The 22,611-nt window shown below is 68.4% G+C and carries 14 protein-coding genes; 8 read left to right on the top strand and 6 right to left on the bottom strand.

Annotation, left to right across the window (positions count from 1 at the left end; all coding sequences use genetic code 11):
• Positions 1-29: 29 nt before the first annotated feature.
• Together OG892_RS34380 and OG892_RS34375 are read right to left on the bottom strand one after the other, a co-directional pair.
• Complete coding sequence (locus OG892_RS34380) at positions 30-623, bottom strand: hypothetical protein (protein ID WP_371631130.1); 594 nt, start codon at positions 621-623, stop codon at positions 30-32.
• 100 nt (positions 624-723) lie between these two features.
• The gene (locus tag OG892_RS34375; RefSeq protein WP_371631129.1) at positions 724-1,950 is read right to left on the bottom strand and encodes a DNA sulfur modification protein DndB; all 1,227 of its coding nucleotides are present in this window, start codon (positions 1,948-1,950) and stop codon (positions 724-726) included.
• Between the two features lie 163 nt (positions 1,951-2,113).
• Here OG892_RS34375 and OG892_RS34370 point away from each other — a divergent pair, with 163 nt between their 5' ends.
• The 4 genes from OG892_RS34370 to OG892_RS34355 all read left to right on the top strand — a co-directional run bounded on the left by OG892_RS34370 (position 2,114) and on the right by OG892_RS34355 (position 10,938).
• Positions 2,114-4,282, top strand: coding sequence for an N-6 DNA methylase (locus OG892_RS34370; protein ID WP_371631128.1), 2,169 nt, complete (start codon positions 2,114-2,116; stop codon positions 4,280-4,282).
• An 85-nt stretch (positions 4,283-4,367) separates the two neighbouring features.
• Positions 4,368-6,485, top strand: coding sequence for an N-6 DNA methylase (locus OG892_RS34365; RefSeq protein ID WP_371631127.1), 2,118 nt, complete (start codon positions 4,368-4,370; stop codon positions 6,483-6,485).
• 92 nt (positions 6,486-6,577) lie between these two features.
• Complete coding sequence (locus OG892_RS34360) at positions 6,578-7,756, top strand: restriction endonuclease subunit S (RefSeq protein WP_371631126.1); 1,179 nt, start codon at positions 6,578-6,580, stop codon at positions 7,754-7,756.
• Positions 7,753-10,938 (top strand): type I restriction endonuclease subunit R, encoded by a 3,186-nt coding sequence (locus OG892_RS34355; RefSeq protein ID WP_371631125.1) that lies wholly within the window; start codon positions 7,753-7,755, stop codon positions 10,936-10,938. The genes OG892_RS34360 and OG892_RS34355 overlap by 4 nt, the downstream gene beginning before the upstream one ends.
• Positions 10,939-11,018: 80 nt before the next feature.
• Here OG892_RS34355 and OG892_RS34350 read toward each other — a convergent pair whose 3' ends face one another.
• Positions 11,019-11,219: a DUF397 domain-containing protein gene (locus OG892_RS34350; RefSeq protein ID WP_371631124.1), complete on the bottom strand. Its 201-nt coding sequence runs from the start codon at positions 11,217-11,219 to the stop codon at positions 11,019-11,021.
• Complete coding sequence (locus OG892_RS34345) at positions 11,216-12,094, bottom strand: helix-turn-helix domain-containing protein (RefSeq protein WP_371631739.1); 879 nt, start codon at positions 12,092-12,094, stop codon at positions 11,216-11,218. Before OG892_RS34345 ends, OG892_RS34350 begins: the two co-directional genes overlap by 4 nt.
• Before the next feature lie 273 nt (positions 12,095-12,367).
• On the opposite strand from OG892_RS34345, the gene OG892_RS34340 reads away from it, so the two are divergent.
• Positions 12,368-12,667 (top strand): NIPSNAP family protein, encoded by a 300-nt coding sequence (locus OG892_RS34340; protein WP_371631123.1) that lies wholly within the window; start codon positions 12,368-12,370, stop codon positions 12,665-12,667.
• A 13-nt stretch (positions 12,668-12,680) separates the two neighbouring features.
• On the opposite strand, the gene OG892_RS34335 is transcribed toward OG892_RS34340, so the two are convergent.
• Entirely contained in the window at positions 12,681-16,229 is a 3,549-nt protein-coding gene (locus OG892_RS34335) for an AAA family ATPase (RefSeq protein WP_371631122.1), read from the bottom strand.
• 248 nt (positions 16,230-16,477) lie between these two features.
• The gene (locus tag OG892_RS34330; protein ID WP_371631121.1) at positions 16,478-17,590 is read right to left on the bottom strand and encodes an EcsC family protein; all 1,113 of its coding nucleotides are present in this window, start codon (positions 17,588-17,590) and stop codon (positions 16,478-16,480) included.
• Positions 17,591-17,825: 235 nt separating this feature from the next.
• Here OG892_RS34330 and OG892_RS34325 point away from each other — a divergent pair, with 235 nt between their 5' ends.
• The 3 genes from OG892_RS34325 to OG892_RS34315 all read left to right on the top strand — a co-directional run bounded on the left by OG892_RS34325 (position 17,826) and on the right by OG892_RS34315 (position 22,293).
• A complete protein-coding gene (locus OG892_RS34325) occupies positions 17,826-18,320 on the top strand; it encodes an ATP-binding protein (protein WP_371631120.1) in 495 nt (164 codons plus the stop codon).
• A gap of 173 nt (positions 18,321-18,493) precedes the next feature.
• A complete protein-coding gene (locus OG892_RS34320; RefSeq protein ID WP_371631119.1) occupies positions 18,494-20,095 on the top strand; it encodes a serine/threonine-protein kinase in 1,602 nt (533 codons plus the stop codon).
• Between the two features lie 50 nt (positions 20,096-20,145).
• Positions 20,146-22,293 (top strand): UvrD-helicase domain-containing protein, encoded by a 2,148-nt coding sequence (locus tag OG892_RS34315; protein ID WP_371631118.1) that lies wholly within the window; start codon positions 20,146-20,148, stop codon positions 22,291-22,293.
• Positions 22,294-22,611: the final 318 nt, after the last annotated feature.

Raw genomic sequence — 22,611 nt, 5'->3', positions numbered from 1 at the left:
CCCTCGTGGAGCACCCCGGGGCGGGCCGGTCAACCGGCTCGCTTCCACTCCGCACACCGACTCGTCTTGAAGTACTCCCCCTTGTTGAGCGTCACCCGGCCGGGGCCCTCCAGATTGTTGTTGGCAATGATCGACCCGAACTCCCCGCTCGCGTCCTTGGCCCGTTCCCAGTAGCAGCCGAACGAGCCGTCGGCTCCGGCCGTCTTGTACGTCCCCGCCGCGATGTCCTCGCCGACCAGGTACTCACCGTCACCGCTGAAGCTCGTGGCCGGGCCGGGGGCCTCGGTCTTCTTCGGGGGCTTGGGCTTCGCCGTCACCGTCTTGGTGACGGTCGGCGCCGGACGGGCCTTGACCGCCGCCCCGGTCACCGTCACGGTCGGCGCCGGCTTCACCGGCCCGCCGCCCTTCGCGTCATCCGCCTCCGCGTCCGAGCCACCGCTCGCACCCATGCCCACCCCGATGAACAGCGCCACGAAGGCGGCAGCCCCGTGGGTCATCCACGCCTTGGCCCGTGAGGGCTTGCGGGGCGGGAGCGCAGGCGGGACCGCGGCGGTGAAGTAGGCACCCTGGTGGGATCCGGGCGCCTGGTAAGGGCCGGGGCCCTGGGCCTCGGGAGTGTTCATGGCGTGCTCCAGTTGCTGGTGGATGGCTGAGCGGTTCGTGGCTGTGCGGAGTGCGACGGATCGCGGGGAACGGACGGGAAGGAGCCGGAACGCGAAGGGCTCACTGCCCCCGGATCCGGCGGCCCGCCTCCGTGCCCGGGTACAGGAGCGCGTCCGCGACGCGGCCGCCGGAGTCCTTCACGCCGCCGCTGAAGTTGAGGCGCCCGGACGCGCCGGCCTTCGCCGCCACGCCGTCCCAGTAGCGGGCCTCGCGCTCCCAGCAGATTCCGGCGAGCAGCCGGTCCAGTTCGCGCGCGCTCATGGCGTTCGAGGGGTCGGCCCACGGGGTGGTGTGGTGCACGGCGATGCCGAGGCCGGCCAGTACCGCGGGCGCGGTGAGGGCGCTGCGGGAGAGGAAGTGCTGGGCGTGCTCGGCAATCAGGCGGGCCAAGGCCGGGACGACGTACTGCTCCACCTGCTCGGCTGTCGCCCCTGACGGCAGTTCGTCCTCGTGAACGGTCTCCGCCGACCGGGACAGCCCACCCTTGCCGTAGACCGCCGTGATGACCAGGGCCCGCATCGCGGACAGGGTGACGACCTCGGGCTCAGCCTTCCCCACCTGCCGTTTGGTGGCGTTGACGAACTTGGTGAACGGTACGAGCCGGCCATCGATGTCCACCTTGACGGCCTCGGCTACGCGGTGCGCGAGGCGGGTGGCGAAGTCGCGCTGGTCCATGGACATCGCCAGGTTCTTCGCGACGGCGACGCCCTGCACGTTGCGGTCGTAGAAGATCTGCCGCGCGTCGGCGACGCTCAGGTCCACGTACAGCTCGAACGGCACGCGCACCTGGGCGAGTTCGGCGTACGTGAGACCGAACCGCTCGGGGTCGTCGTACAGCTCGTGCCACGCGGTCGTCTGCGTTTCACCATCGATGGCCACGACCGACGTGCCGGGCGCGATGGTCAGGCTCCGCAACCCGGTCCCGGGCAGCAGTTCGTCACTGAGGGCGGCGAGCGGACCGGCGTGCCAGAAGGTGATCGGCGGGGTCGACCAGCCGGCGCCGAGTTCGCCGTTGACCCCGTCGGCGAGGTACTCGGCGTAGGAGCCGACGTTCTTCCCCTTCTGCGTGGACTTCAGTGCCCGCTGTACCAGCGCCCGCAGTTCGGCGTGGCGCCGCACGGCCCCCGAGGCCGCCTTCAGCGTCTTCGTGTCCTCCTCGCGGCGCGGTGACGGGACGAGCTGGACGAGTGTCGGTACGGACATGGTCCCGATCACCGCGTCGGCGCGGAAGGGCATGACGGTGAGCTGGGTTCCCTCGATGACTGCGGTCGGCATGGTGATGCGCATGGCGATCCTTCCCCACGGGTTCGACGAGTGCCTGCCGAGCGCTTTCACTCGGAAGCAACTCCAGAGAAACAAGAACATGAAAGCGTTGTCAATCACTTTCATCCGTTTGACTGGTGGTGTAGGTTGTGAGCTGTTCACTACCGAGAGGTTCAGGACTCCCGCCATGCCACAGCCATCCGCCCAGGTGACCGCCGCCGAGATCTCACGCATCGCAGGAGTCACGCGCGCCACGGTCAGCAACTGGCGCCGCAGGCACGACGACTTCCCGGCCCCGTCGGGGGGCACGGAGTCCAGCCCCTTGTACGGCCTCGTGGAGGTACAGGCCTGGCTCGGCGCCCGCGGCCACGTGACAACAGCCGATCCGGCGGAGGAGCTGCGGACCACGCTGCGTCTGCATCAGCAGGGCGGCGGCGTGACGGGCAGCTTGCTCCCTCTGGTGCTGGCCGCCGCCCAATGCACGCCCGAGGAGCGCACCGCGCTCGCCGGCCTGTCCGATCCGAGCCTGATCGTCCGCGCGGAGGGGGCGTCGGCCGACGTCGCGGACCTGGTCCCCGGAGCGGCGGCTGTCCGCTTCGCCGGGCAGGACATTGACGCGCTGCGGGCGCTGCTGCGCTGTGTGGACGCCGACGGGACGGGTGAGGCAGCCCTCGCCGTGCTGGCTGAGCGGGAGCTGGAGGACAGCTCGGTCGGCGGCACCTACCGCACCCCCGCCCCCCTCGCGGACCTGATGGCCCGGCTGGTTCCTGGCCCGTGCGCGCGAGTGCTCGACCCGGCGTGCGGAAGCGGATCGCTGCTCGCGGCGGTGGCCCGACGAGGCGCGGGCGCGTTGTACGGACAGGACACCGTTCCTGTTCAGGCCCAGCGCAGCGCGGTGAGCCTGCTGCTGGCCGCGCCCGATGCGGACATCACGGTCCACGTCGGCGACAGCCTCCGCTCCGACGCCTTCGCAGACCTCACCGTCGACGCCGTCCTGTGCAATCCGCCGTACGGTGACCGCGACTGGGGCCACGACGAGCTGGCGTACGACGCGCGCTGGGCGTACGGCGTCCCACCTCGCGCCGAGTCCGAGCTCGCCTGGGTCCAGCACTCGCTGGCCCACCTGGTGCCGGGCGGCCACGCCGTGATGCTCCTGCCGCCGGCCACCGCGTCGCGCGCCTCGGGCCGTCGCGTACGCATGGATCTTGTACGCAGCGGAGCTGTCCGCGCGGTCATCGCCCTACCCCCAGGTGCTGCGACCCCCTTTCACGTGGGATTGCAGATCTGGGTGCTGCAACGCCCCGAACCGGCGGGCCCGGAGCGGAAGTCGGTCCTCTTTGTCGATCCGACGGAGGCGGCGGACGCGGGCGACCGCTCGGCGGCTTCGGCGGCGACGGCGACCGGTACGCGCGGCGCCCGTTCCGCGCTGGACTGGCCGGTGCTGGCGGAGGCCGCCCTGGGCCAGTGGTCGGCGTTCACCGAGGCCCCGGACACGTTCACGGACGAGCCGGGTACGGCGCGCGCGGTCCCGGTGGTCGACCTCCTGGACGACGTCGTCGACCTCACGCCCGCCCGCCACGTCCGCGCTTCCCGTACGGACATCGCCCCGGCGGACCTGGCCCGCGAGGCGGAGGAGGTACGCCGTCGACTCGTCGCCGGGGCCGCGTCGCTCGGCAAGGCGGCGCGCTACACCGACTGGAGCGCGGCCGGCCCGACACTCCGCGAGTGGCGCACGGCCACCGCGGCCGACCTCGCACGGGGCGGCGCGCTCACACTGCTGCGCACGGCGCCGGAGTCGCGGGATTCGGCGGCCGACGCGTCGACGGTCACGCTCCCCGTCCTCACCGGCCCGGACATCGCCCGGGGTGCGGCTCCGTCCGGTGCTCCGGGCAGTCTGCGTACGGACTCGGCACCGGTGATCGCGCCGGGCGACGTCGTCGTACGGGCGATCGCGGGCGGCAACGGTGCGATGGCCCGGGTGGCGGACGAGGCGGACGCGGGAGCCCTGCTCGGCCCCCAGGTCCACCTCTTCCGCCCGGACCCGGCCCGGCTCGACCCGTGGTTCCTGGCGGGCTTCCTGGGCTCGGCGGAGAACATCGCCGCCGCGTCGACGGGCAGCACGATCCTGCACGTCAGCCCCGGTCGCCTACGCGTCCCGCTGCTGCCCCTGGAGGAGCAGAGGCGCTACGGCGACGCGTTCCGCCGCGTGCACACGTTGCGCGCGGAGGCGGCACGCGCCACGGAGCTGGCTGACGAAACGGCCCGGCTGCTGGCGGGCGGCCTCACCGGGGGCGGCCTGATCCCGTCACCACCTCCGGCCGCACCCGACAGGACAGCGGGCGCCGAATCGGCCTGAACCGGCACCACACCCTTCACGTAAGCACCACACTTGCCCATACCCGCTCCAGCAGAGCGGGGTCGATATGGAACCGGGGAACCCCTTGAACAGCAGCAAGCACACGGAGCTGGCGAACCACGCCTGGTCCGTCGCCGACCTTCTGCGCGGCGATTACAAGCAGTCCGACTACGGAAAGGTCATCCTTCCGTTCATCGTGCTGCGCCGCCTGGAGTGCGTACTGGAGCCGACGCGGGAGGCGGTCGCGGCGGAGGTCGTCCGGTGCAAGGAGGACCAGCTCGACCGGGACTACTTCCTGCCCCGAGCCTCGGGCCACTCCTTCTACAACACGAGCAGTCTGACCCTGAAGTCGATCGTCGGCGACGCGGGCAACATGGCCTCGAACCTCCAGGTGTATGTCGGCGCCTTCTCCCCCAACGCGCGTGAGGTGCTGGAGAAGTACGAGTTCGCCCAGCAGATCCGCAAGCTGGACAGCGCGAACCTCCTCTACCAGGTCATCGGCAAGTTCACCGATCTCGACCTGCGCCCGGAGGTCGTCTCCAACCACAACATGGGCTACATCTTCGAGGAGCTGATCCGCCGCTTCTCCGAGCAGTCCAACGAGACCGCGGGTGAGCACTTCACCCCGCGCGAAGTCATCAAGCTGATGGTCGGCCTGCTCATCGCCCCGGACGGCGACGCGCTCAGCCTGCCCGGTGTCGTACGCACGGTCCTGGACCCTGCCTGCGGCACGGGCGGCATGCTCAGCGCGGCCGAGGAGCACATCAAGTCGTACAACAAGGGCGCCACGGTGGAGGTGTACGGCCAGGAGCTCAACCCGGAGTCCTGGGCGATCTGCCGGTCCGACCTGATGATCAAGGGCCAGGACCCGGAGAACATCGCCTACGGCAACTCCTTCTCGGACGACGGCCACGCGCGGGAGAAGTTCGACTACCTGCTGGCGAACCCGCCGTTCGGCGTGGAGTGGAAGAAGGTCAAGGAGGACGTCGAGTACGAGCACACGAACCTCGGCGACTCCGGCCGCTTCGGCGCCGGCCTGCCACGCATCAACGACGGCTCGCTGCTCTTCCTCCAGCACATGATCTCGAAGATGAAGCCTGTGGACGTTAAGGGCAAGGGCGGCTCGCGCATCGCGATCGTCTTCAACGGCTCGCCGTTGTTCACGGGAGCGGCCGGCTCCGGCGAGTCGGAGATCCGCCGCTGGATCCTGGAGAACGACTGGCTGGAGGCGATCGTCGCCCTGCCGGACCAGCTCTTCTACAACACAGGTATCTCCACGTACTTCTGGATCCTGACGAACCGCAAGGACACTCAGCACAAGGGCAAGGTCGTGCTGCTGGACGCGCGCGACCAGTGGGTGAAGATGCGGAAGTCGCTGGGCGACAAGCGGAAGGAACTGGGTGACGGCTCGGGCAGCAAGCCGAACCATATCGGCGACATCACCCGGTTGTACGCGGACGCGGTGGCTGCGGCCGCGAACCCGGACCACTCGATGCACGCCAAGGTGAAGGTCTTCGACAACACGGCGTTCGGCTACCAGCGGATCACGGTGGAGCGCCCGTTGAAGCTGCGCTTCGAACTGACGGAGGAGACGCTGGCCGCGCTGCTCGCATCGAAGCCGGTCCAGAAGTGGGCGGAGGAGCGGTTCCTGCCGCGTGAGCCGGAGCTGGCCGCGAAGGCGAAGGCCCGGCGGAAGCTGACGGAGGACGAGGAGGCCCAGTTCCGGAAGCTGGCCGATGCTGAGGCGGCGGTACTCGGGGATGCGTTGAAGCCGCTGCTGGGCTCGGAGTGGGCGACCAAGTCGGAGGCTCAGGTGGCGGTGCGCGATGCGATGGCGAAGGCCGGGGTTCCGGGGCCGGCTGGGGCGCCGTTCGCCAAGGCGTTGCGGGATGCGGTGGGGGTGCGGGATCCGGAGGGGGAGGTGCAGCTCGTCAAGGGCGGCGCTTCGGAGCCGGACAGTGAGCTGCGGGACTACGAGAACGTGCCGTTGGGCGAGGACGTGGAGGAGTACCTGAAGCGGGAGGTGCACCCGCATGTGCCGGACGCGTGGATCGACCATGCGAAGACGAAGGTGGGGTACGAGATCCCGTTCACGCGGCACTTCTATGTGTACGAGCCGCCGCGGCCGTTGGCGGAGATCGATGCGGAGTTGAAGGCGCTTGAGGCGGAGATCCAGGCGCTGCTGGGCGAGGTGACGGAATGAGCCCCACCAGCCACAAGCGTCTCTCCGAGGGTTCTTCTGTCTCTTGGCCGTCTCAGTGGAACTCAGCCCCACTGTGGTCGATGTTTGAGCGCGTGAAGGACATCAACCACCCTGAGCAGGAACTTCTGAGTGTTTACCGCGAGCATGGCGTCGTTAAGCGTTCAGATCGGGACGACAACTTCAACAAGGCGGCACTGGACAGAAGTATCTATCAATTGGTGCATTCCGGCTGGCTCGTCGTAAACAGGATGAAAGCATGGCAAGGATCCGTCGGCATCTCCTCGCATACAGGGATCGTTTCCGGTCACTATATTTGCTTTCGCCCAAATCATACCGAAGACCACCGGTTCCTTAATTGGCTTTTTCGCTCCACTGTATACACGGCAGAATACTCATCCCTCTCTCGAGGCGTTCGACCCAATCAAGTGGAGATTGACAACGATTGGCTGCGGTCCCTGCGAGTAATGCTTCCACCAATAGAAGAGCAGCGCCGCATCGCCGACTTCCTCGACGCCGAGACTGCCCGGCTCGATGCACTCACTACGCTTCGAAGTCAGCAAATCGCACTGTTGCAGGCATCTCTGGAGAGTGTCACCACTGAAGCAATTGATGCCTCACCGGGGCGTTCCGTGCGCCTAAAATACTTGACGAAGAAGATCACCAGCGGTCCCCGCGGGTGGGGAGAGCTTACCGTAAACTCCGGCAGTCCATTTCTCAGAATCACCAACATCCCGCGCCAGGGCATCACGCTTGATTTGCGCGATCTCCTTTACGTAGATGCGCCGCCCGGACCAGAACGAGAGCGTTCCCGGACACAGATCAATGACGTCCTAGTGAGCATCACTGCAGACATTGGATCTGTAGCTTTGATTGACGAACGCGGAAAGGATGGGAACATTAGCCAACACGTAGCATTGGTGCGCCCCGCCGACGGGCTCTGCGATCCACACTGGTTGGCATATGCGCTAAAGTCCACCCGGTCACGTCAGGCTCTCCAAATGAATAGCTACGGGGGAACGAAAATGGGGCTTGGCCTCGGGGACGTCGCCAATCTCGCTCTCAATGTACCGTCGTTGGCCACTCAGCAATCAACTGCAATGCAGATCACTCGTTCTCTGGATCGTAGGAATGCACTTCAAGTAGCTCTCGCAAGGCAGGGTCAGTTGCTGAAGGAACGCCGTAAAGCTCTCATCACTGCCGCCGTAACCGGCCAGTTCGACGTCTCCACCGCCAGCGGCCGCAACGTAACGGATGGAGTGCCGACAGCATGAGCCCCATCCATAACGAGTCCGCCTTCGGCGACGCCATCGTCGCGGCCATGACCGCGCGCGGCTGGCGCGAGGCGCAGCCCGAGGACTATCAGGCCGACCTCGGCCTGGACACCAACGAGCTGTTCACCTTCCTCGGCGAGAGCCAGATCCGCGAGTGGGACGAACTTGTCGCCGTCTACGGCGACGACCACGACGCCGCCCAGCGCGGCTTCGCCCAGCGCCTCGACAAGGCCATCAGCGAAGACGGTCTCCTCAACGTCCTGCGCAACGGCGTCAAGGACCGCGGCGTCCGCCTCCGCGTGGCCTACTTCAAGCCGAATCTCGTCGCCGACGACTCCGTGCTCGACGGCTACCGGGCCAACCGTCTCACCGTCGTACGAGAGCTCACCTACGCCACCAAGCAGGCCGACTGGGGCAACAAGCTCGACCTGACCCTGTTCCTGAACGGCATCCCCGTCGCCACCGCCGAGCTGAAGAACCCCCTCACCCGGCAGGGCGTCGAGCACGCCAAGGAGCAGTACCGCACCGATCGCGACCCCACCGAGCTGATCTTCACCCGCCGCGTCGTCGCGAACTTCGCCGTGGACCCGGATCTCGTCTTCGTCGCCACCCATCTCCGGGGCAAGAACACCCGCTTCCTCCCCTTCAACACCGGCTCCAACGGAGCCGGCCTGCCCGGCGGTGCCGGAAACCCGGACCCGACCGCCTACGGCACGTACGCCACTTCCTACCTCTGGGAGCAGGTCTGGGCACGGGACAACTGGCTGGATCTGCTTCAGCGTTACGTGCACCAGCAGAAGACGAAGACGCCCGGCGGCGGGACCGCCAAGTCAACGATCTTCCCGCGCTTCCACCAGTGGGACGTCGTCAAGAAGTTGGCCGCCCACGCCTCGACCCACGGCGTGGGGCAGAACTACCTCGTCATGGCGTCCGCCGGCTCCGGCAAGTCGAACACCATCGGCTGGCTCGCTCACCGGCTGAGCGACCTGCACGCCGACACGGACCCCCGCACGCTCGACGCCGACGCCCTCGCGGCCGGCCGGATCAAGCCGGGTTCACCCGTGTTCGACAAAGTCATCGTCATCACGGACCGGCGCAACCTCGACGCCCAACTCCGTGAAACGGTCGGCAGCTTCTCGCAGACCGAGGGCCTGGTCGTGAAGGTCGATGAGAAGCACGGCTCGAAGAGCGAACAGCTCGCCCGTGCGCTGTCCCGCGACACCGGCAAGATCGTGACGGTCACCCTGCACTCGTTCCCCGCGCTCATCGACTACATCGAGCGCAACCCGACCGAGATCAAGGGCACCACCTTCGCGATCGTCATCGACGAGGCCCACTCCTCGCAGTCCGGCGACGCCTCCACCGCCGTGAAGGCCGCGCTGCGGGACCTCGGTCTGGATGCGGACTCAGAGGACAAGGGCGCGAGCACTGCAACCGTCTACGAGAAGCTGAAGCAGAAGGCCGCGGAACGCTCCAAGGCCGCGAACCTCTCCTACTTCGCCTTCACCGCCACCCCGAAGGCCAAGACCCTCGAACTCTTCGGCACGGAGGACACCGTGGACGGCGAGGCGGCCTACCGCCCCTTCCACACGTACTCCATGCGTCAGGCCATCGAGGAAGGGTTCATCCTCGACCCACTGCGGAACTACGTCACGTATAACACGTACTGGAAGCTGGTGAACGAGAACCGGGACGAGCGCGAGGTGGACCCCTCGAAGGCCAACAGCCTGCTCGCCCGGTACGCGCTCATGCACGAGAGCACCGTCACCCAGCACGCCCAGGTGATCGTGGAGCACTTCGTGACGCACTCCCGAGGCCGGCTCGGCGGGCGCGCCAAGTCCATGGTGGTGACGGCTTCGCGGGAGTCCGCCGTGGAGATGGCCCGTGCGATCAAGAGCTACATCAAGGACCGGGCGTACGACACCAAGTATCCGGACCTCGGCGTCCTCGTGGCGTTCTCCGGCTCACTCAAGATCAACGGCGACGACCAGGAGACGACCGAGCCGAAGGAGAACGGCGGCATCGCGGAGAGCGGGCTGCCGAAGGCGTTCGCCTACACCCGGGCTGACGACAAGGCGGTCGGCGCGGGCGGGCGGGGGCAGCAGGAGTACAAGATCCTGGTCGTCGCGGAGAAGTACCAGACCGGCTTCGACCAGCCGCTCCTCACCACCATGTACGTCAACAAGACCCTGACCGGCATCTCCGCCGTCCAGACGCTCTCCCGGCTCAACCGCACGGCCGACCGCAAGACGCAGGCGGACCTGGCGGTCCTTGACTTCGTGAACGCCGCCGAGGACATCCAGGACGCGTTCCGCCCGTACTTCGAGGAGGCCAACACCCTCCCCTCCGACCCGAACCTGCTCTACACCGCGCAGGGCCGGGTTATGTCGGCGCCGATCATCTCCGAGTCCGAGATGGACGAGTTCGCCGCCGCGTACTTCGCGGCGAAGGAGAAGGCCGCCGGCTCGCAGGCGAAGTGGGAGAAGCTGCACGCCGAGCTGTACCGGCTCCTCTCCCCCGCCGTCGCCCGCTTCACGCCCCTCCTGGAGAGCGAAGAGGAGGACGACGTGAACGTGGCCGAGGAGTTCAGGGCGAACCTCAACGACTACGTACGGAAGTACGGCTTCCTCGCCCAGATCGTTCCCTACCGCGACGCGGAGTTGGAACGGCTGCACCTCTACGGCCGCTACCTCCTCAACCGGCTCCCCCGCCTCGCGGACGGCGGCGTCGACATAGGCGAGATCGATCTCAGCCATCTGCGGGTGGAGAAGACGGGGGAATACGACGTCTCTCTGTCCCCCGAAGGGCCGACCGCGCTCCCCGGCTTCGGCGACGGCACGGGTGGTGCGGCTGAGCCGGAGAAGTCTCTGCTGTCGGAGCTGATCGACGCGTTCAATGCCAAGTTCGGCACGGAGTTCACCGAGGACGACGTCCGGAAGCCGTTCAAGAAGACGACCGAGGACCCGAAGGTCCGGGCCGCGGCCGTCGTCAACGACGAGGCGAACTTCGGCAAGGTCTTCGACCGCGCCTTCGCCGACAACATGGCCGATCACATCGAGTCGACCGCCGGCATAGGGCGCCAGTACTTCGGCCCCGACAAGAACTTCCGCTCCAGCCTGGACCGCAGTGCTCGCCGGGCGGCCTGGCGGATGATCCGCCGGGACGAGGGCGTGGACGAGTAGTTCGTCGCCCGTACGAACGAGAGGGCCCCGCCGCATTGCCGATTCGGCACGCGGGCGGGGCCCTCCTGCGTAGGCGCGGCTCAGCTCGCGACGAGCCCGACGAACCCCGCCCATGCGCCCGGCCCGACCGTCAGCACGGGACCGCCGGTCTGCTTCGAATCGCGGATGTGCACGCGGGTGGCGGCGGCAGCGACCTCAACGCACTCACCGCCTTCAGCCCCGCTATAGCTGCTCTTGACCCAAGCCAGCCCCTGCGTGACAGGAGCATCAGTGGTCTTCATAGCTCTCCCAGCAACTTCTCGATGAATACCAGAGACTCCTGCGGAGTCAGAGCCTGCGAACGGATGATCCCATAGCGTGCCGCCACAGAGCGCACCTCATCGCGATCGGTCAGCAGGATGCTGCGCCCTTGTACCTCCAGATACGCAAGTTGCTCACCGCTCTTGCACGTGATCAAGGTGAACGGCCCATCCAGTCCCGCGTTGTCCTCACGGACCGTCGGCATGACCTGAATCTCGACGCTCCGCTGCCGACCAACCAGAAGGATCTGCTCAAGGACGCCCCGGAGCACTGCCGTTCCGCCGAACGGCCGCCGCAGAACGGCTTCCTCGATCACGAAACTCGTCAAGGGAGCGGGCCACCGATTGAGTACCTCCTGTCGAGCCATGCGAGAGACCACACGCTGCTCGATAATGTCCCCGTCGAGCAGCGGCCGTCGCATCGCGAGAAGGGCACGGGTGTACTCCTCCGTTTGCAGGAGCCCCGGCACGGCACTCACCGCGTACAAGAAGAGCTCCAACGCCTCAGCCTCCAGCCGCGCAGCGTCCCGAAAGAACGCCGGATACTGTGACCGCGCCAGCTCCTCCTTCAACGCCATCAACAGCCCACCCGCGTCCAGCACCCGGTCAGCCTTGTCGACGAACTCCGGCTGCGGAATCCGCCGCCCCTGCTCGAACGAGGCGATGGACTGTGCCGCATACCCCACCCGCTTCCCGAACTCCACCCGGTCCAGACCAGCCCGGATCCGCAGAAGCTTCAGCTGCCGCCCGAACGCGACCGCCACCCCGTTTTCCGACTTGCCCTCCGGCCGCGTCCCGGTTTCAGGCCCGCCGACCGCCTCCGCACCCGGCTCCGCCCCCGCGTCGTCCAACGCCATCGTCACCACCGCCTGTCCGTACATACGCGCCCCACGCCCGGCCTCAACTCAGGACCTTCCGAACCACGTTCACGCCTGCGCACCGCAGCGCCCGGCCTCGGTTCGTCCCACTCGGGCACCGTAATCACCTGCCGACCCACCTGCACCGCGTTCACAGGGGCTTCCCTCCAAAGAGTGCGCCCAGCGAGCCGACGCTCAGCGATACCCGCTACCGATAGATCGCATACCCTTCGCAGTGGCGCGCTCCGAGTCGACCTGCGAGAGGACACCCTCATGCCCAAGACCACTCAGCTCCGCACCTATACCGTCCGCGACGGCCTGCTGGACGAGTGGGTGGAGCGATGGACGTCCGACATCGTGCCGCTGCGGCTGGAGTTGGGGTTCACCCTCGGTGGCGCCTGGGTCGACCGGGAGCGCAACCAGTTCGTCTGGCTGATCTCTTACGAAGGACCGGAGACATTCGCTGAGCGCAACGCGACCTACTGGGCGTCGTCTGCCCGCAAGGCGATGGATCTCGATCCTGACGACTACCTCGTGAGCACCGACGCTCGGACGGTGGAGGAGCGGTACTGAGTCGACGTACTGGCTACGTCCCCGCCAGAGGCAGCAGGTGGCGTCGGCGTTCGTCCTCGTCGAGGGTCCGGAATACGCGCCCCCGGGCGTGGGCTTCGAGCCGGTCGTAGTCGGGGGCGGCGGACCAGATCCGGGCCGTGCCGTCGAAAGAGGCGGTGAGCAGGCGGGTGCTGTCCCGAGACCAGGCGACCGACGAGACCTTGTCCTGGTGGACACCGATGACGGCGACCTCCTCCAAGGTGTCGGCACACCAGACGCGCACTGTCCGGTCGTCCGAGCCGCTGGCGAGATGGCGGCCGTCGGGAGACCACGCCACGCATCGGACGCGTCCTTCATGGCCCTTGAGCACATCGATGCGGCGGCCCGTCGCGGTCTCCCACACCGCCACCGTCCAGTCGCCGGAGGCGGTGGCGATCCGCTCTTCGTCCGGGGACCAAGCCACGTCGTCGACATAGTTGTCGTGGCCTCGCAGGACGGTGAGCTGCCGGCTCTCCGCGACGTCCCAGAGACGGCAGGTACGGTCGTCCGACGCGCTGGCGAGCATGCGACCGCCCGGCGACCAGGCGACGCGTCCCACCCAGTCCTGGTGGCCGGTCAGGACGGTGAGTTCCGTGCCGCTGTCCGCCTCGCGGACGCGCACGGTTCCGTCGTGTCCGCCAGTCGCGATGCGGCGGCCGTCCGGCGCCCAGGCGCACGACTCGACGACCTCTCCCCGCTGCTCGGCCAGGACCGTGCCGGCCTCGTCCACGATCCGGAAGAGACCGTCGTTCGTGCTGAGGGCCAGCCTGCCGTCCTGAGGCAGCGGGGACCACGCCACGCTCCAGACCCTGTCATCGAGCCTCAACGGCTCTCCGACAAGGGCACCGTCGTCGGAACTCCACCGGCGTACGGTCGCGTCGTCGCAGGCCGTGGCGATCCACTGCTCATCGGCAGACCAAGAGGCCTCGTTCACCGGGCCTCGGTGGCCGTCGGCCGCGAGGACCTCCGCGCCCCGGGGCCGTAGGTCCCACACGATCGCAGCGCCGTCCGCGGAACTCGTGGCGAGCTGGCTTCCGGAGGGCGACCAGCTCACACCCCAGACGGTATCCGCGTGGCCGCGCAGCACGGCCAGCACCTTCGCGTCCTGAGTGCTGACGAGGCGCACGGTGTGGTCGGAGGACGCGGAGGCGAGGGCACGGCTGTCCGGAGACCAAGCCAAGTTCCATACGTAGTCGGTGTGGCCACGCAGCAGTAGTTGAAGCGCACCGGTCCGGGCGTCCCAGATGCGGGCCGTGTGGTCGCCCGACCCGGTGGCGATCGACTGGCCGTCCGGGGACCAGGCGACGCCTTCGACGAAATCCGTGTGTCCTTCCAGAACGACGACGGCGGTTCCCGTCGCCACGTCCCACACGCGGGCCGTCTGGTCGTGCGAGGCCGAGGCGAGACGGTCGCTGTCAGGTGACCAGGTGACTCCCCAGACGTCGTTCCGGTGTCCCGTCAGTTCCTGCACGAGGCGACCCGTCCCGGCCTCCCACACCCGTACGACGCAGTCCTTCGAACTGGCGGCGACGCGCGTTCCGTCGGGTGACCAGGCCACCTGTCTCACGATGTCTGTGGCTCCTGTCAGCAGCCGGACGGGCGCGCCCGCCACGGTGTCCCAGATGCGCACCACACGCTCCCGGCCGGCCGTCGCGACGTACGCGGAGTCAGGCGACCATGCCACCGACTCGACCATCGCCCCGTCGGACGACAGGACAAGCAGAGACTGGCCGGAGCGGGCGTCCAGGACGCGTGCGCTGCCGTCGCGCGAGGCGGTGGCCAGTCGGCGGCCGTCCGGGGACCACGCGATGTGCCGGACTGTGTCCGTGTGCGCGTCCACGCGTGTACGGAGATGGCTCGCGGCCAGCGCCGCCATGAGGCCTCGGCGGGCCGAGGGCGTGGGCGTGCATTCGCCGAGAGCGGCCAGAGACAGGAGTATCGCCTGTTCCGGGTGAGTCTCCGCGCTACCGAGCGCGTACTGGCCAATGCTGTCCGACACGCGGCGCAGGAAGGCAAGGTCGCGTCGCTGCGAGCACTGCACGAGCACGCGGACCGGGTCCGGGGCGATGCCCGACTCCTCAAGTGCGGTGAGCCGGCGTTGAGCCAACCTGAGCCGCTCCCCGGTCAGAAGGTAGTCGTCGCTCCGGCCGGAGCGCTCCCAGTCCTCGGCCCAGCGCTCCAGTTCGGCCCGCTCGCGAAGCTGATCCGCACGCGATTCGACCTCCTGGCGCAGGGGTGCCCATTGTCGGAACAGCGCCTCATGCGTCACCTGTGCGTAGGGTTGTTCCTGGCCTGCGGTTCCGTCGCCTGCCGCATCGGACGTCAGTAGACGCGCGTCGACGAAGGCGTCCACGACGTGCCGTTCGGGCTCGGTCAGTTCGGACAGGAGGACACGTTTTCGGGCCACTTCGTGCCCCCGGACCGTGACGAACCTGAGGAGGACCCTCAGAACGAAGGTGATCCCGTCTGCATGGTCGAGCTCGGACACCGTGTTGTCCGCCTGCCGCGCGAGAGCACCGGCCACGCCGCCCAGGCCGAGGTACAGCTCCTCGGTGACCGTACCGCCCGGACCGGCCGCGAAGTAGAGCTCCTGGAGGAGGTAGGCGAGCAGCGGCAGAGCATCGTCCGCGCCGGCGTCATCAATGATGGTGTCGACAACTCCGGGCTCGAAGGTGAGGCCCACCAGTGCGGCGGGACGCTCCACGACCTGCGCGAACTGACCCCTGCCGAGTGCGCCGACCGTGAGTGGGCGCTGGCAGATCTCGGCGTGCCCCGTAGTCAGGAGCCTTCCGAGGAAGTCCACCCGGAGGGTGGCGAGCACGCGGATGCTCGTGTCCTGCTCAACGCAGTAGCGGAGCGATTCGAGGAACTGGGCGCGTTCCCGTTCACCGGTCAGGGTGAGGACCTCTTCGAACTGGTCCGCCACCAGGAGGAGCCGACGGAACCGGCCGCCACGCAGGCGGGTCAGTTCCGCTCTGAGCGCGGCCGGGCCCTGCCGCAACCGGCGCAGGACGGCGCTTGCGGGTTCCTGACCCCCGCCAGCAGAGGCGATAGCCGATGCCAGCGCGCCCAACGGGCTCGCCCCCGGGGTGAACGCAGGGACCACTGTCCATCGGCGATCCCGCAGCCGGGGCATCACGCCGGCCCTGACCAGGGATGACTTTCCGCTTCCGGACGCGCCGACCAGGACCAGAAACCGTTCCGCCGGCCTGTCCGGCGAGGTATTGAGCCTGCGCGTCAGTTCGGCGGCCAGGGCCTCCCGCCCGAAGAACACAGCACTTTCGTCCTCCGCGAAGGCGTCCAACCCCGGGTACGGGGGCCGGTCACGCGGCCAGTCGGCCTGCGGCGGTGCCGGGTTTTCCAGCCGGTACACAACGACTTGGACCACGACCATCGCGATGACCAACAGACCAATGGCGGGGACGGACGCCCTCTGAATGACCTGTAACAGCCAGGGTGCCTCGTCGACACCGGTGGCGTAGTTGGTGACGATCCCGAACAGACTCGCCACGAGTACCAGGAGCACCTGAAGCACCAGTTGCATGCGCTGCTTCATGGCGCACCGACCGACGTGCCATCATCTGCGCTCAGCACAGCGCGCCCCCGTCCGTTGTTCGCCCCGGCCATCATCGGACCCGCAGTACTCGATCTCAACCGCAAGTCAGAGAACAAGCCACTTCCGGCGGCAGCGCCGATCCGTACAGGCAAGCTCGAATCTGGAGAGCTCAGCTCAAATCCTGTGCATCAAGAAGGTCTTCAGCCCCCGGCACGCGCGAGCGATCCACGCTTGGTTCAGTTGAGGTCGGGTCCGCCCGCTTCGGCCAGCTCGTCAAGCACACTGATCGCCACGTCGGCTTCGTCCGGGGCGTCCGGTCCGTCATCAGGACGCGATGCGTATGCCTCCTCGTCACCAAGATGCGGGTACTTCTCGAGGAGGAACCGCCGCCGGTACGCCACGTCGGCGGCGTCGACGATCGACTCCAGAGTGGTCCAGTTGAGGGTGCCGCCGACGAGGATCCCGAATGCGGGCAGGGCCTTGCCGAGCCCCTTCTTGGTAAGGCGGAAGCCGAATTCCTTCGCGAAGCGCGCGGAGACCCTGGCGACAACTGCCTCGTTGAGGACGCTCCATGACTTGCCGCGGACGAGTGCTTGGGTGAGCCTCGAGATGTCGGCCATCGCAGCGGTCTTGGCGGTGGCCGACGCGGCAGTTCCGGCGTTGATGACAGACATCACAAAGAGTTTCTCGGCAGGCGCTTCGGGGTCGTAGCCGTAGATGAGCGAGACCTGGCCGACGCAGCGGGATGCGAGTCCGAGGACGACTGCGGTATCGGCAGCGAAAGCGCCGACGATGGCACCTCCCGAAGGCGCTGCCGCAGCCCCTGCAGAAGCGACGGTGACGAGCTGCCCTCCGGAGATCACCAGCCCCGCGCTCGCTCCCGAGAGAGCGGCGACAGCAGGGTAGTACCAGCTCGCCGCTCGTCCACGGACCGCGTCGATCTGTTGAAGGTCGAGGCGGTGCAGGTCGGACAGCGCTGCGACGTCGTGCCCGCGCTTCTTATGGAGCGCCACCACCCGCTTGGAGGAAAGTCCCGCCCGCGAGACCCGCCCCACCGTCTGCCGCACGGACTGAACCGCGGTGCCGCTCCAGTCCGGGAGGGCGTCAGCGGCTCCGCGCGCCTTGGTCCCGACCGTGTCAGCGCCCTTGGCGACGAGCTTCTGACCACGCGCTACCGCCGATTGAGCCCTCGGGTGCTTCTCCAGGCGTTTCGCGGCCCGCTTGCCGAGTTCCGCAGTGCCTATCGCCACTTGCTCACCGGCGTTCTTCATCATTCGTGACAGTGCCCGGTCCTTGAACCGCTGGATGTCACGCCATGCCAAGAGCTCATATTCCGAAGGGTCCGCCATTTCGTGATCGTAGCGGCCGAGACCACTGCACAACGTGGGATTCCCGCCACTGGTTCACGCACGCAGCGGCTCTGTTGTACTGCGAAGCGCGAGGGTGTCGGAATCTGCTCGGCCGACGCGACGTCACCACGGCCTGCCCCACCCGCGTACAAGCAAGACGCCCACCGCGTACAAGCACACCGAGACCGCGCGTCGCCCATGGTCACAGTGAGCGGCACCGCGAGAGCGTGGGCCCATGACCAGCACCCCACCCCTCCCCATCCGAACCCCCCAGTCCCCACACCCCGCCCAACCCCGCCTCCCCCGGCACCACTTCGCGATGCGGTTCAGCTCCACGCCCCGCGGCGCCCGGCTCGCCCGCCGGCTGGCCGGAGAGCGGCTCGACGCCTGGGGCGTCCCGTACGGCAGCGACACGCACGACACGGTGACGCTGGTGGTCGCCGAGCTCAGCGCGAACGCTTTGCGCCACGGGCACGTGCCCGGGCGGGACTTCCGGCTGAACCTGTCCGCCGAGGGCAGCGCCCTGCGCGTGGAGGTCACCGATACGCGCGGCGAGCGGCTTCCCGTACGGCCGACCGTCGCGGCGCCGGTTGCCGGGCTCGACCTAGAGGGAGACGGGGGCAGGGGGCTGCTCCTGGTCTCGGCGCTGACGGACCGTTGGGGCTGGTTCCCGTGTACGGACGGGCCCGGCAAGACGGTCTGGGCCGTTGTGGAGGTGCCGTCCGGGTAAGGCATCGTGACCGGAAAGCAACCCTCCGCGACGGTCGGTCGCGCACCGGCTGGACCAGAGATCACTCTCCGGAGAGACTTGCTCCCGACGACGCCGGAGCCGGGTCCGTCCGCACGCGCCGTACGTGCACGTGTCCGGGTCCGCACCCGCACGTACGCACACACGGGGGCCCTGTGCCGCAGCAGCAGTCGATCGCCGGACGGTACGAACTCCTGGAGCCGCTCGCCAACGGGGGCATGGGCGACGTGTGGCGCGGCTACGACACCGTGCTGGACCGGCCCGTCGCGGTGAAGCGGATCAGGCCTCAGGCCGTGGCCGGCTCGCCCCAGCTGGCCGAGGAGTTCGTCAAGAGGTTCCGCCGCGAGGCCCGGATCACCGCACGGATCCAGCATCCCGGCGTGCCGCAGGTGTACGACGCGGTGCTCGACGACAGCTACGAGCGGCTGTTCCTCGTGATGGAGCTCGTGGACGGCATGCCGCTGTCCACGTACATCCACCCGGAGCGCCTGCTGCCGGTCAGCTGGGCGGTGGCCGTGGCGGCGCAGGTCGCCACCGTGCTGTCACACGCGCACGAGGTGCCGGTCATCCACCGGGACCTCAAGCCGAGCAACATCCTCGTCGCGCGCGACGGGACGGTGAAGGTCCTCGACTTCGGGATCGCCGCCATACTGCGGACCGACGTCACCAAGCTGACCGCGACCGGCAGCCCCATCGGCACCTATCAGTACATGGCCCCCGAACAGGTGCGCGGCGGGCGGATCTCCCCGCAGACCGACCTGTACGCGCTGGGGTGCGTGCTGCACGAACTACTCAGCGGACGGCTGCTGTTCAGCGCGGACGGCGAGTACATGGTGATGTACCAGCACGTCAACGCGGCTCCCACCCCGCTGCGCGTGCTGCGCCCCGACGTGCCGAAGGTTCTGGAGGACCTCGTTCTTCAGCTGCTGCTGAAGTCCCCGGAGGCACGGCCGGCCGATGTGCAGGAGGTGTACGAACGGCTGCGGCCGTTCCTGCCGCCGCCGGGTCAGAACCTCGCCCCCGGGGACGCCGGCCCGCAGGGTGTGCCCGATCCCACGGGGATCTTCCGCGATCCGTACGCGCCGCGGGCACGGGCGGGCACGCCTCGCGGCGCCGCAGCGACAGCGATCGATCCGCAGGCCGGCCTGCCCGCACCCGTACCCGTGCCCGTTCCGGCGCAGCTGCGCGAAGAGATCGACGATGCCTACGCGCACTCCGAAGCACTCCTGGAGGAAGAGAGGTTCGCGCAGGCGGCCGAGGTGCTGGGCGAGGTCATCGAACCCGCCGCACGTGCCCTGGGTGCGGAGAGCAAGCGGGTGCTGGCCTTGCGGAAGAACCGGGCGGCGATCCAGTTGCTCGGCGGCGACTACCGGGCGGCGCTGCCCGAGTTCGACGCCTTGGCCGACGCGTATGCCCGTACCGACGGGCCGACCGGTGCACCGGCGCGCGCCTGCCGCGCCCAGGCCGCCCGCTGCCGCGCCGAGCTGGGACAGGCCACCGACGCGCTCGCCGCACTGCGCGGCCTCCTGGATGTCGTACGGACCGTCGACAGCGACCTGAGCGAGGAAGCCGTCGAACTGCGCCGTGACATCGGCATGTTGCTGCTTGCCCAGGGGCGGGCGGCCGAGGCGGACCGGATTCTGCGGCCGCTGCACGACGACCTGTGTGTGGTCTTCGGAGCCGATGACGAGATGACCGAAGAAGTCGCCGAAGCGCTCTCCCTGATCCGTCTCGGCCTCGACGGGCCCAGCACCTGACCTGCACCACACCCGTGACCGCAACCGCTGCTCCCCCGGAGAGTCCGCACATGCCCCATCTCGCGTTCGACATCGGCTTCTGCGCCCAGCTCGGCAAGCTCCAAGGAACCGTCAAGCAAGGGGTGTTCGATGCCTGGGAGAAGTTCGAGCGGCTCACCCTGGACCAGCTCTTCAAGGACCCCGGGCTTAAGCTCGAAACGCTGAAGCGCGCACGCGATCCGCACATCCGGACCATCAGGATCGATCAGGGGACGCGAGGCGTCGTGCTCGCGCCCGACAGCGGGGACACATACGTGCTGCTGCGGGTGATGCCGCACGACAAGGCCATCGACTGGGCGATCAAGCAGAAGGCCAGCATCAACACGGTGACCCGTGCCGTCGAGGTGCGGGACATTGCGATGCTGGACGAGCTCACGCCCGCGTACGAGCGCATCGCCCCCGCGCCCGAGCGGCGGCTCTTCTCGAAGGTTTCCGACGGGGATCTGGCCGCCCTCGGGATCGACGAGACCACACTGCGGCAGGCGCGAGCACTCACCGATGCCGAGCAACTGGAAGTCTTCGCACCGTACTTCCCCCAGGACCAGCGCGAGGTCCTCGAATACCTCGCCGCGGGGTTCACCGTGGAGGAGGTGTGGCGGGATGTGGTGTCCGTCGGTCTCGCGGCCGCACCAGGGGACGACGCGCCCGTGGACACCGAGGACTTCGCGACCGCCATCCACCGCACCCGTACCCGGATCGCGCACGTCACCGGGTCCGAGGAGTTGCGGGACATCCTCGACAAGCCGTTCGCGGCCTGGCGGGTCTTTCTTCACCCGTCGCAGCACAAGGTCGCCTACCGGGCCTCGTACTCCGGCCCCGCTCAGGTCACCGGAGGCCCCGGCACCGGGAAGACCGTCGTCGCGTTGCACCGGGTGCGGCATCTACTGGGCTATCTGAAGGACGGCGAGCGCATCCTGCTCACCACCTACACCAACGCACTGGTGGGCGCCCTGCGGATGGGGCTGGCCTCCCTAGTCGATGACGAGGCGCTGCGCGACCGGGTGGACATCATGACCGTGGACGCGTTCGCGGGGCGTGTCCTGTCCACGTCGCGTCGGCCCCTTCGCGGTGGGGAGGAGGACACGCGGTGGGCGCAGGCGGCGAGCGCGACCGGGTTCACCGGCAGCGCGCAGTTCCTCGGGCAGGAGTACCGGCACGTGATTCTGGCGCGGAATCTGCAGTCGGAGCAGGAGTACGTGGACTGCGAGCGCTCCGGTCGCGGCAGCAAGCTGCCCGCGTCGGCCCGTCCGCCGGTGTGGCGGACGGTGCAGGAGTTCACGGGGCGGCTCGCCGCCGACGGCTTGCGCACGTATCTGGGCACGTGTGCGGAGGCCGCTGATCTGCTGGCGGCCGAGGGCCCCCGCTACCGGCATGTGGTGGTCGATGAGGCACAGGACCTGCACCCGGCCCAGTGGCGGCTGCTGCGGGCGGCGGCCCCGGCGCGCCCGGACGATCTGTTCATCGCCGGGGACCCGCATCAGCGCATCTACGACTCGAAGGTGTCGTTGAAGGCGGTGGGGATCAAGATCGCGGGCCGGTCGGCCAAGATGCGGAAGAACTACCGCTCCACGCACGAGATCCTCAGCTGGTCCACCGCCCTCCTCATCGGGCGTCCCTTCGAGCAGTTGGCGGACGACACGCGCAACGAGACACTGCTCGGCTACCGTTCGGCCCTGCATGGCAACGGGCCCGAGGTGTACGCGGCGGATTCGGAGGACGCAGAACTCGATGCCGTTCTCGCGCGGGTTCGCGGCTGGATCGACAGCGGGATCGCACCGGGCGAGATCGGGGTAACGGCCCGGTTCAACAACAGCTGCGACAAGACCGTGGCCCGGTTCCGCGCGTCCGGAATCCTCGCGGCCCGGCTGCGGGGGGACGCATCCGCCTCACCGGACGCCGTGCAGGTCGGCACGATGCATGCGTTCAAGGGACTGGAGTTCCGCTGCGTCGCGGTCATCGGTGTCAACGAGGCCTCGCTGCCCTATCCGCGAGCGGTCACTCCCGTCGACGTCGATCGCATGCAGCACCAGTCCGACCTGATGGCTGAACGCTGTCTGCTGTTCGTCGCCTGCACGCGGGCGCGCGACGGACTGCACGTGTCGTGGTCCGGTGCGCCGAGCGAATTCCTGGTGGAGGCGGGCGTGGGGCAGAACTCGTAGCCGGGTAGGGCCGAAGCCGTCGACGCGCGGGAGCGGCTGACGCCTCCGGCCATCCTGCCGCCCGTGCCGCGCGATCTGGCCGAGTGGCAGGAACGCGGTGACGAATCTCGTGGCGCTGATCGCCGAGCCGGGCGACACCGCGCTGGGGGAACCGCAGGAAGGTCGCCGCGTACCGGCTCCGCTTCCCCCATCGCCGCCTCCGGGCCCCGGGACCGCGCTGCTTGCCGGAATCAGGAAGGCACGGGCCCCGGGGGCTGCCGGTCCCGCTTCTTGATGCCCGACCGGGCGCGGCGCAAGCTGGCCCCAGCCATGCAGGGG

Origin of the sequence: Streptomyces sp. NBC_00341, assembly GCF_041435055.1 — a bacterium.
GTDB lineage: Bacteria > Actinomycetota > Actinomycetes > Streptomycetales > Streptomycetaceae > Streptomyces.
Note: the sequence above shows the minus strand (reverse complement) of the source record. Positions and strands in the feature narration are given on the sequence as shown.

Coding starts and splice junctions, on each gene's coding strand:
- OG892_RS34380 (WP_371631130.1), bottom strand. CDS start 623: ATGAACACTCCCGAGGCCCAGGGCCCCGGCCCTTACCAGGCGCCCGGA.
- OG892_RS34375 (WP_371631129.1), bottom strand. CDS start 1,950: ATGCGCATCACCATGCCGACCGCAGTCATCGAGGGAACCCAGCTCACC.
- OG892_RS34370 (WP_371631128.1), top strand. CDS start 2,114: ATGCCACAGCCATCCGCCCAGGTGACCGCCGCCGAGATCTCACGCATC.
- OG892_RS34355 (WP_371631125.1), top strand. CDS start 7,753: ATGAGCCCCATCCATAACGAGTCCGCCTTCGGCGACGCCATCGTCGCG.
- OG892_RS34350 (WP_371631124.1), bottom strand. CDS start 11,219: ATGAAGACCACTGATGCTCCTGTCACGCAGGGGCTGGCTTGGGTCAAG.
- OG892_RS34345 (WP_371631739.1), bottom strand. CDS start 12,094: ATGGCGTTGGACGACGCGGGGGCGGAGCCGGGTGCGGAGGCGGTCGGC.
- OG892_RS34340 (WP_371631123.1), top strand. CDS start 12,368: ATGCCCAAGACCACTCAGCTCCGCACCTATACCGTCCGCGACGGCCTG.
- OG892_RS34335 (WP_371631122.1), bottom strand. CDS start 16,229: ATGCAACTGGTGCTTCAGGTGCTCCTGGTACTCGTGGCGAGTCTGTTC.
- OG892_RS34330 (WP_371631121.1), bottom strand. CDS start 17,590: ATGGCGGACCCTTCGGAATATGAGCTCTTGGCATGGCGTGACATCCAG.
- OG892_RS34325 (WP_371631120.1), top strand. CDS start 17,826: ATGACCAGCACCCCACCCCTCCCCATCCGAACCCCCCAGTCCCCACAC.
- OG892_RS34315 (WP_371631118.1), top strand. CDS start 20,146: ATGCCCCATCTCGCGTTCGACATCGGCTTCTGCGCCCAGCTCGGCAAG.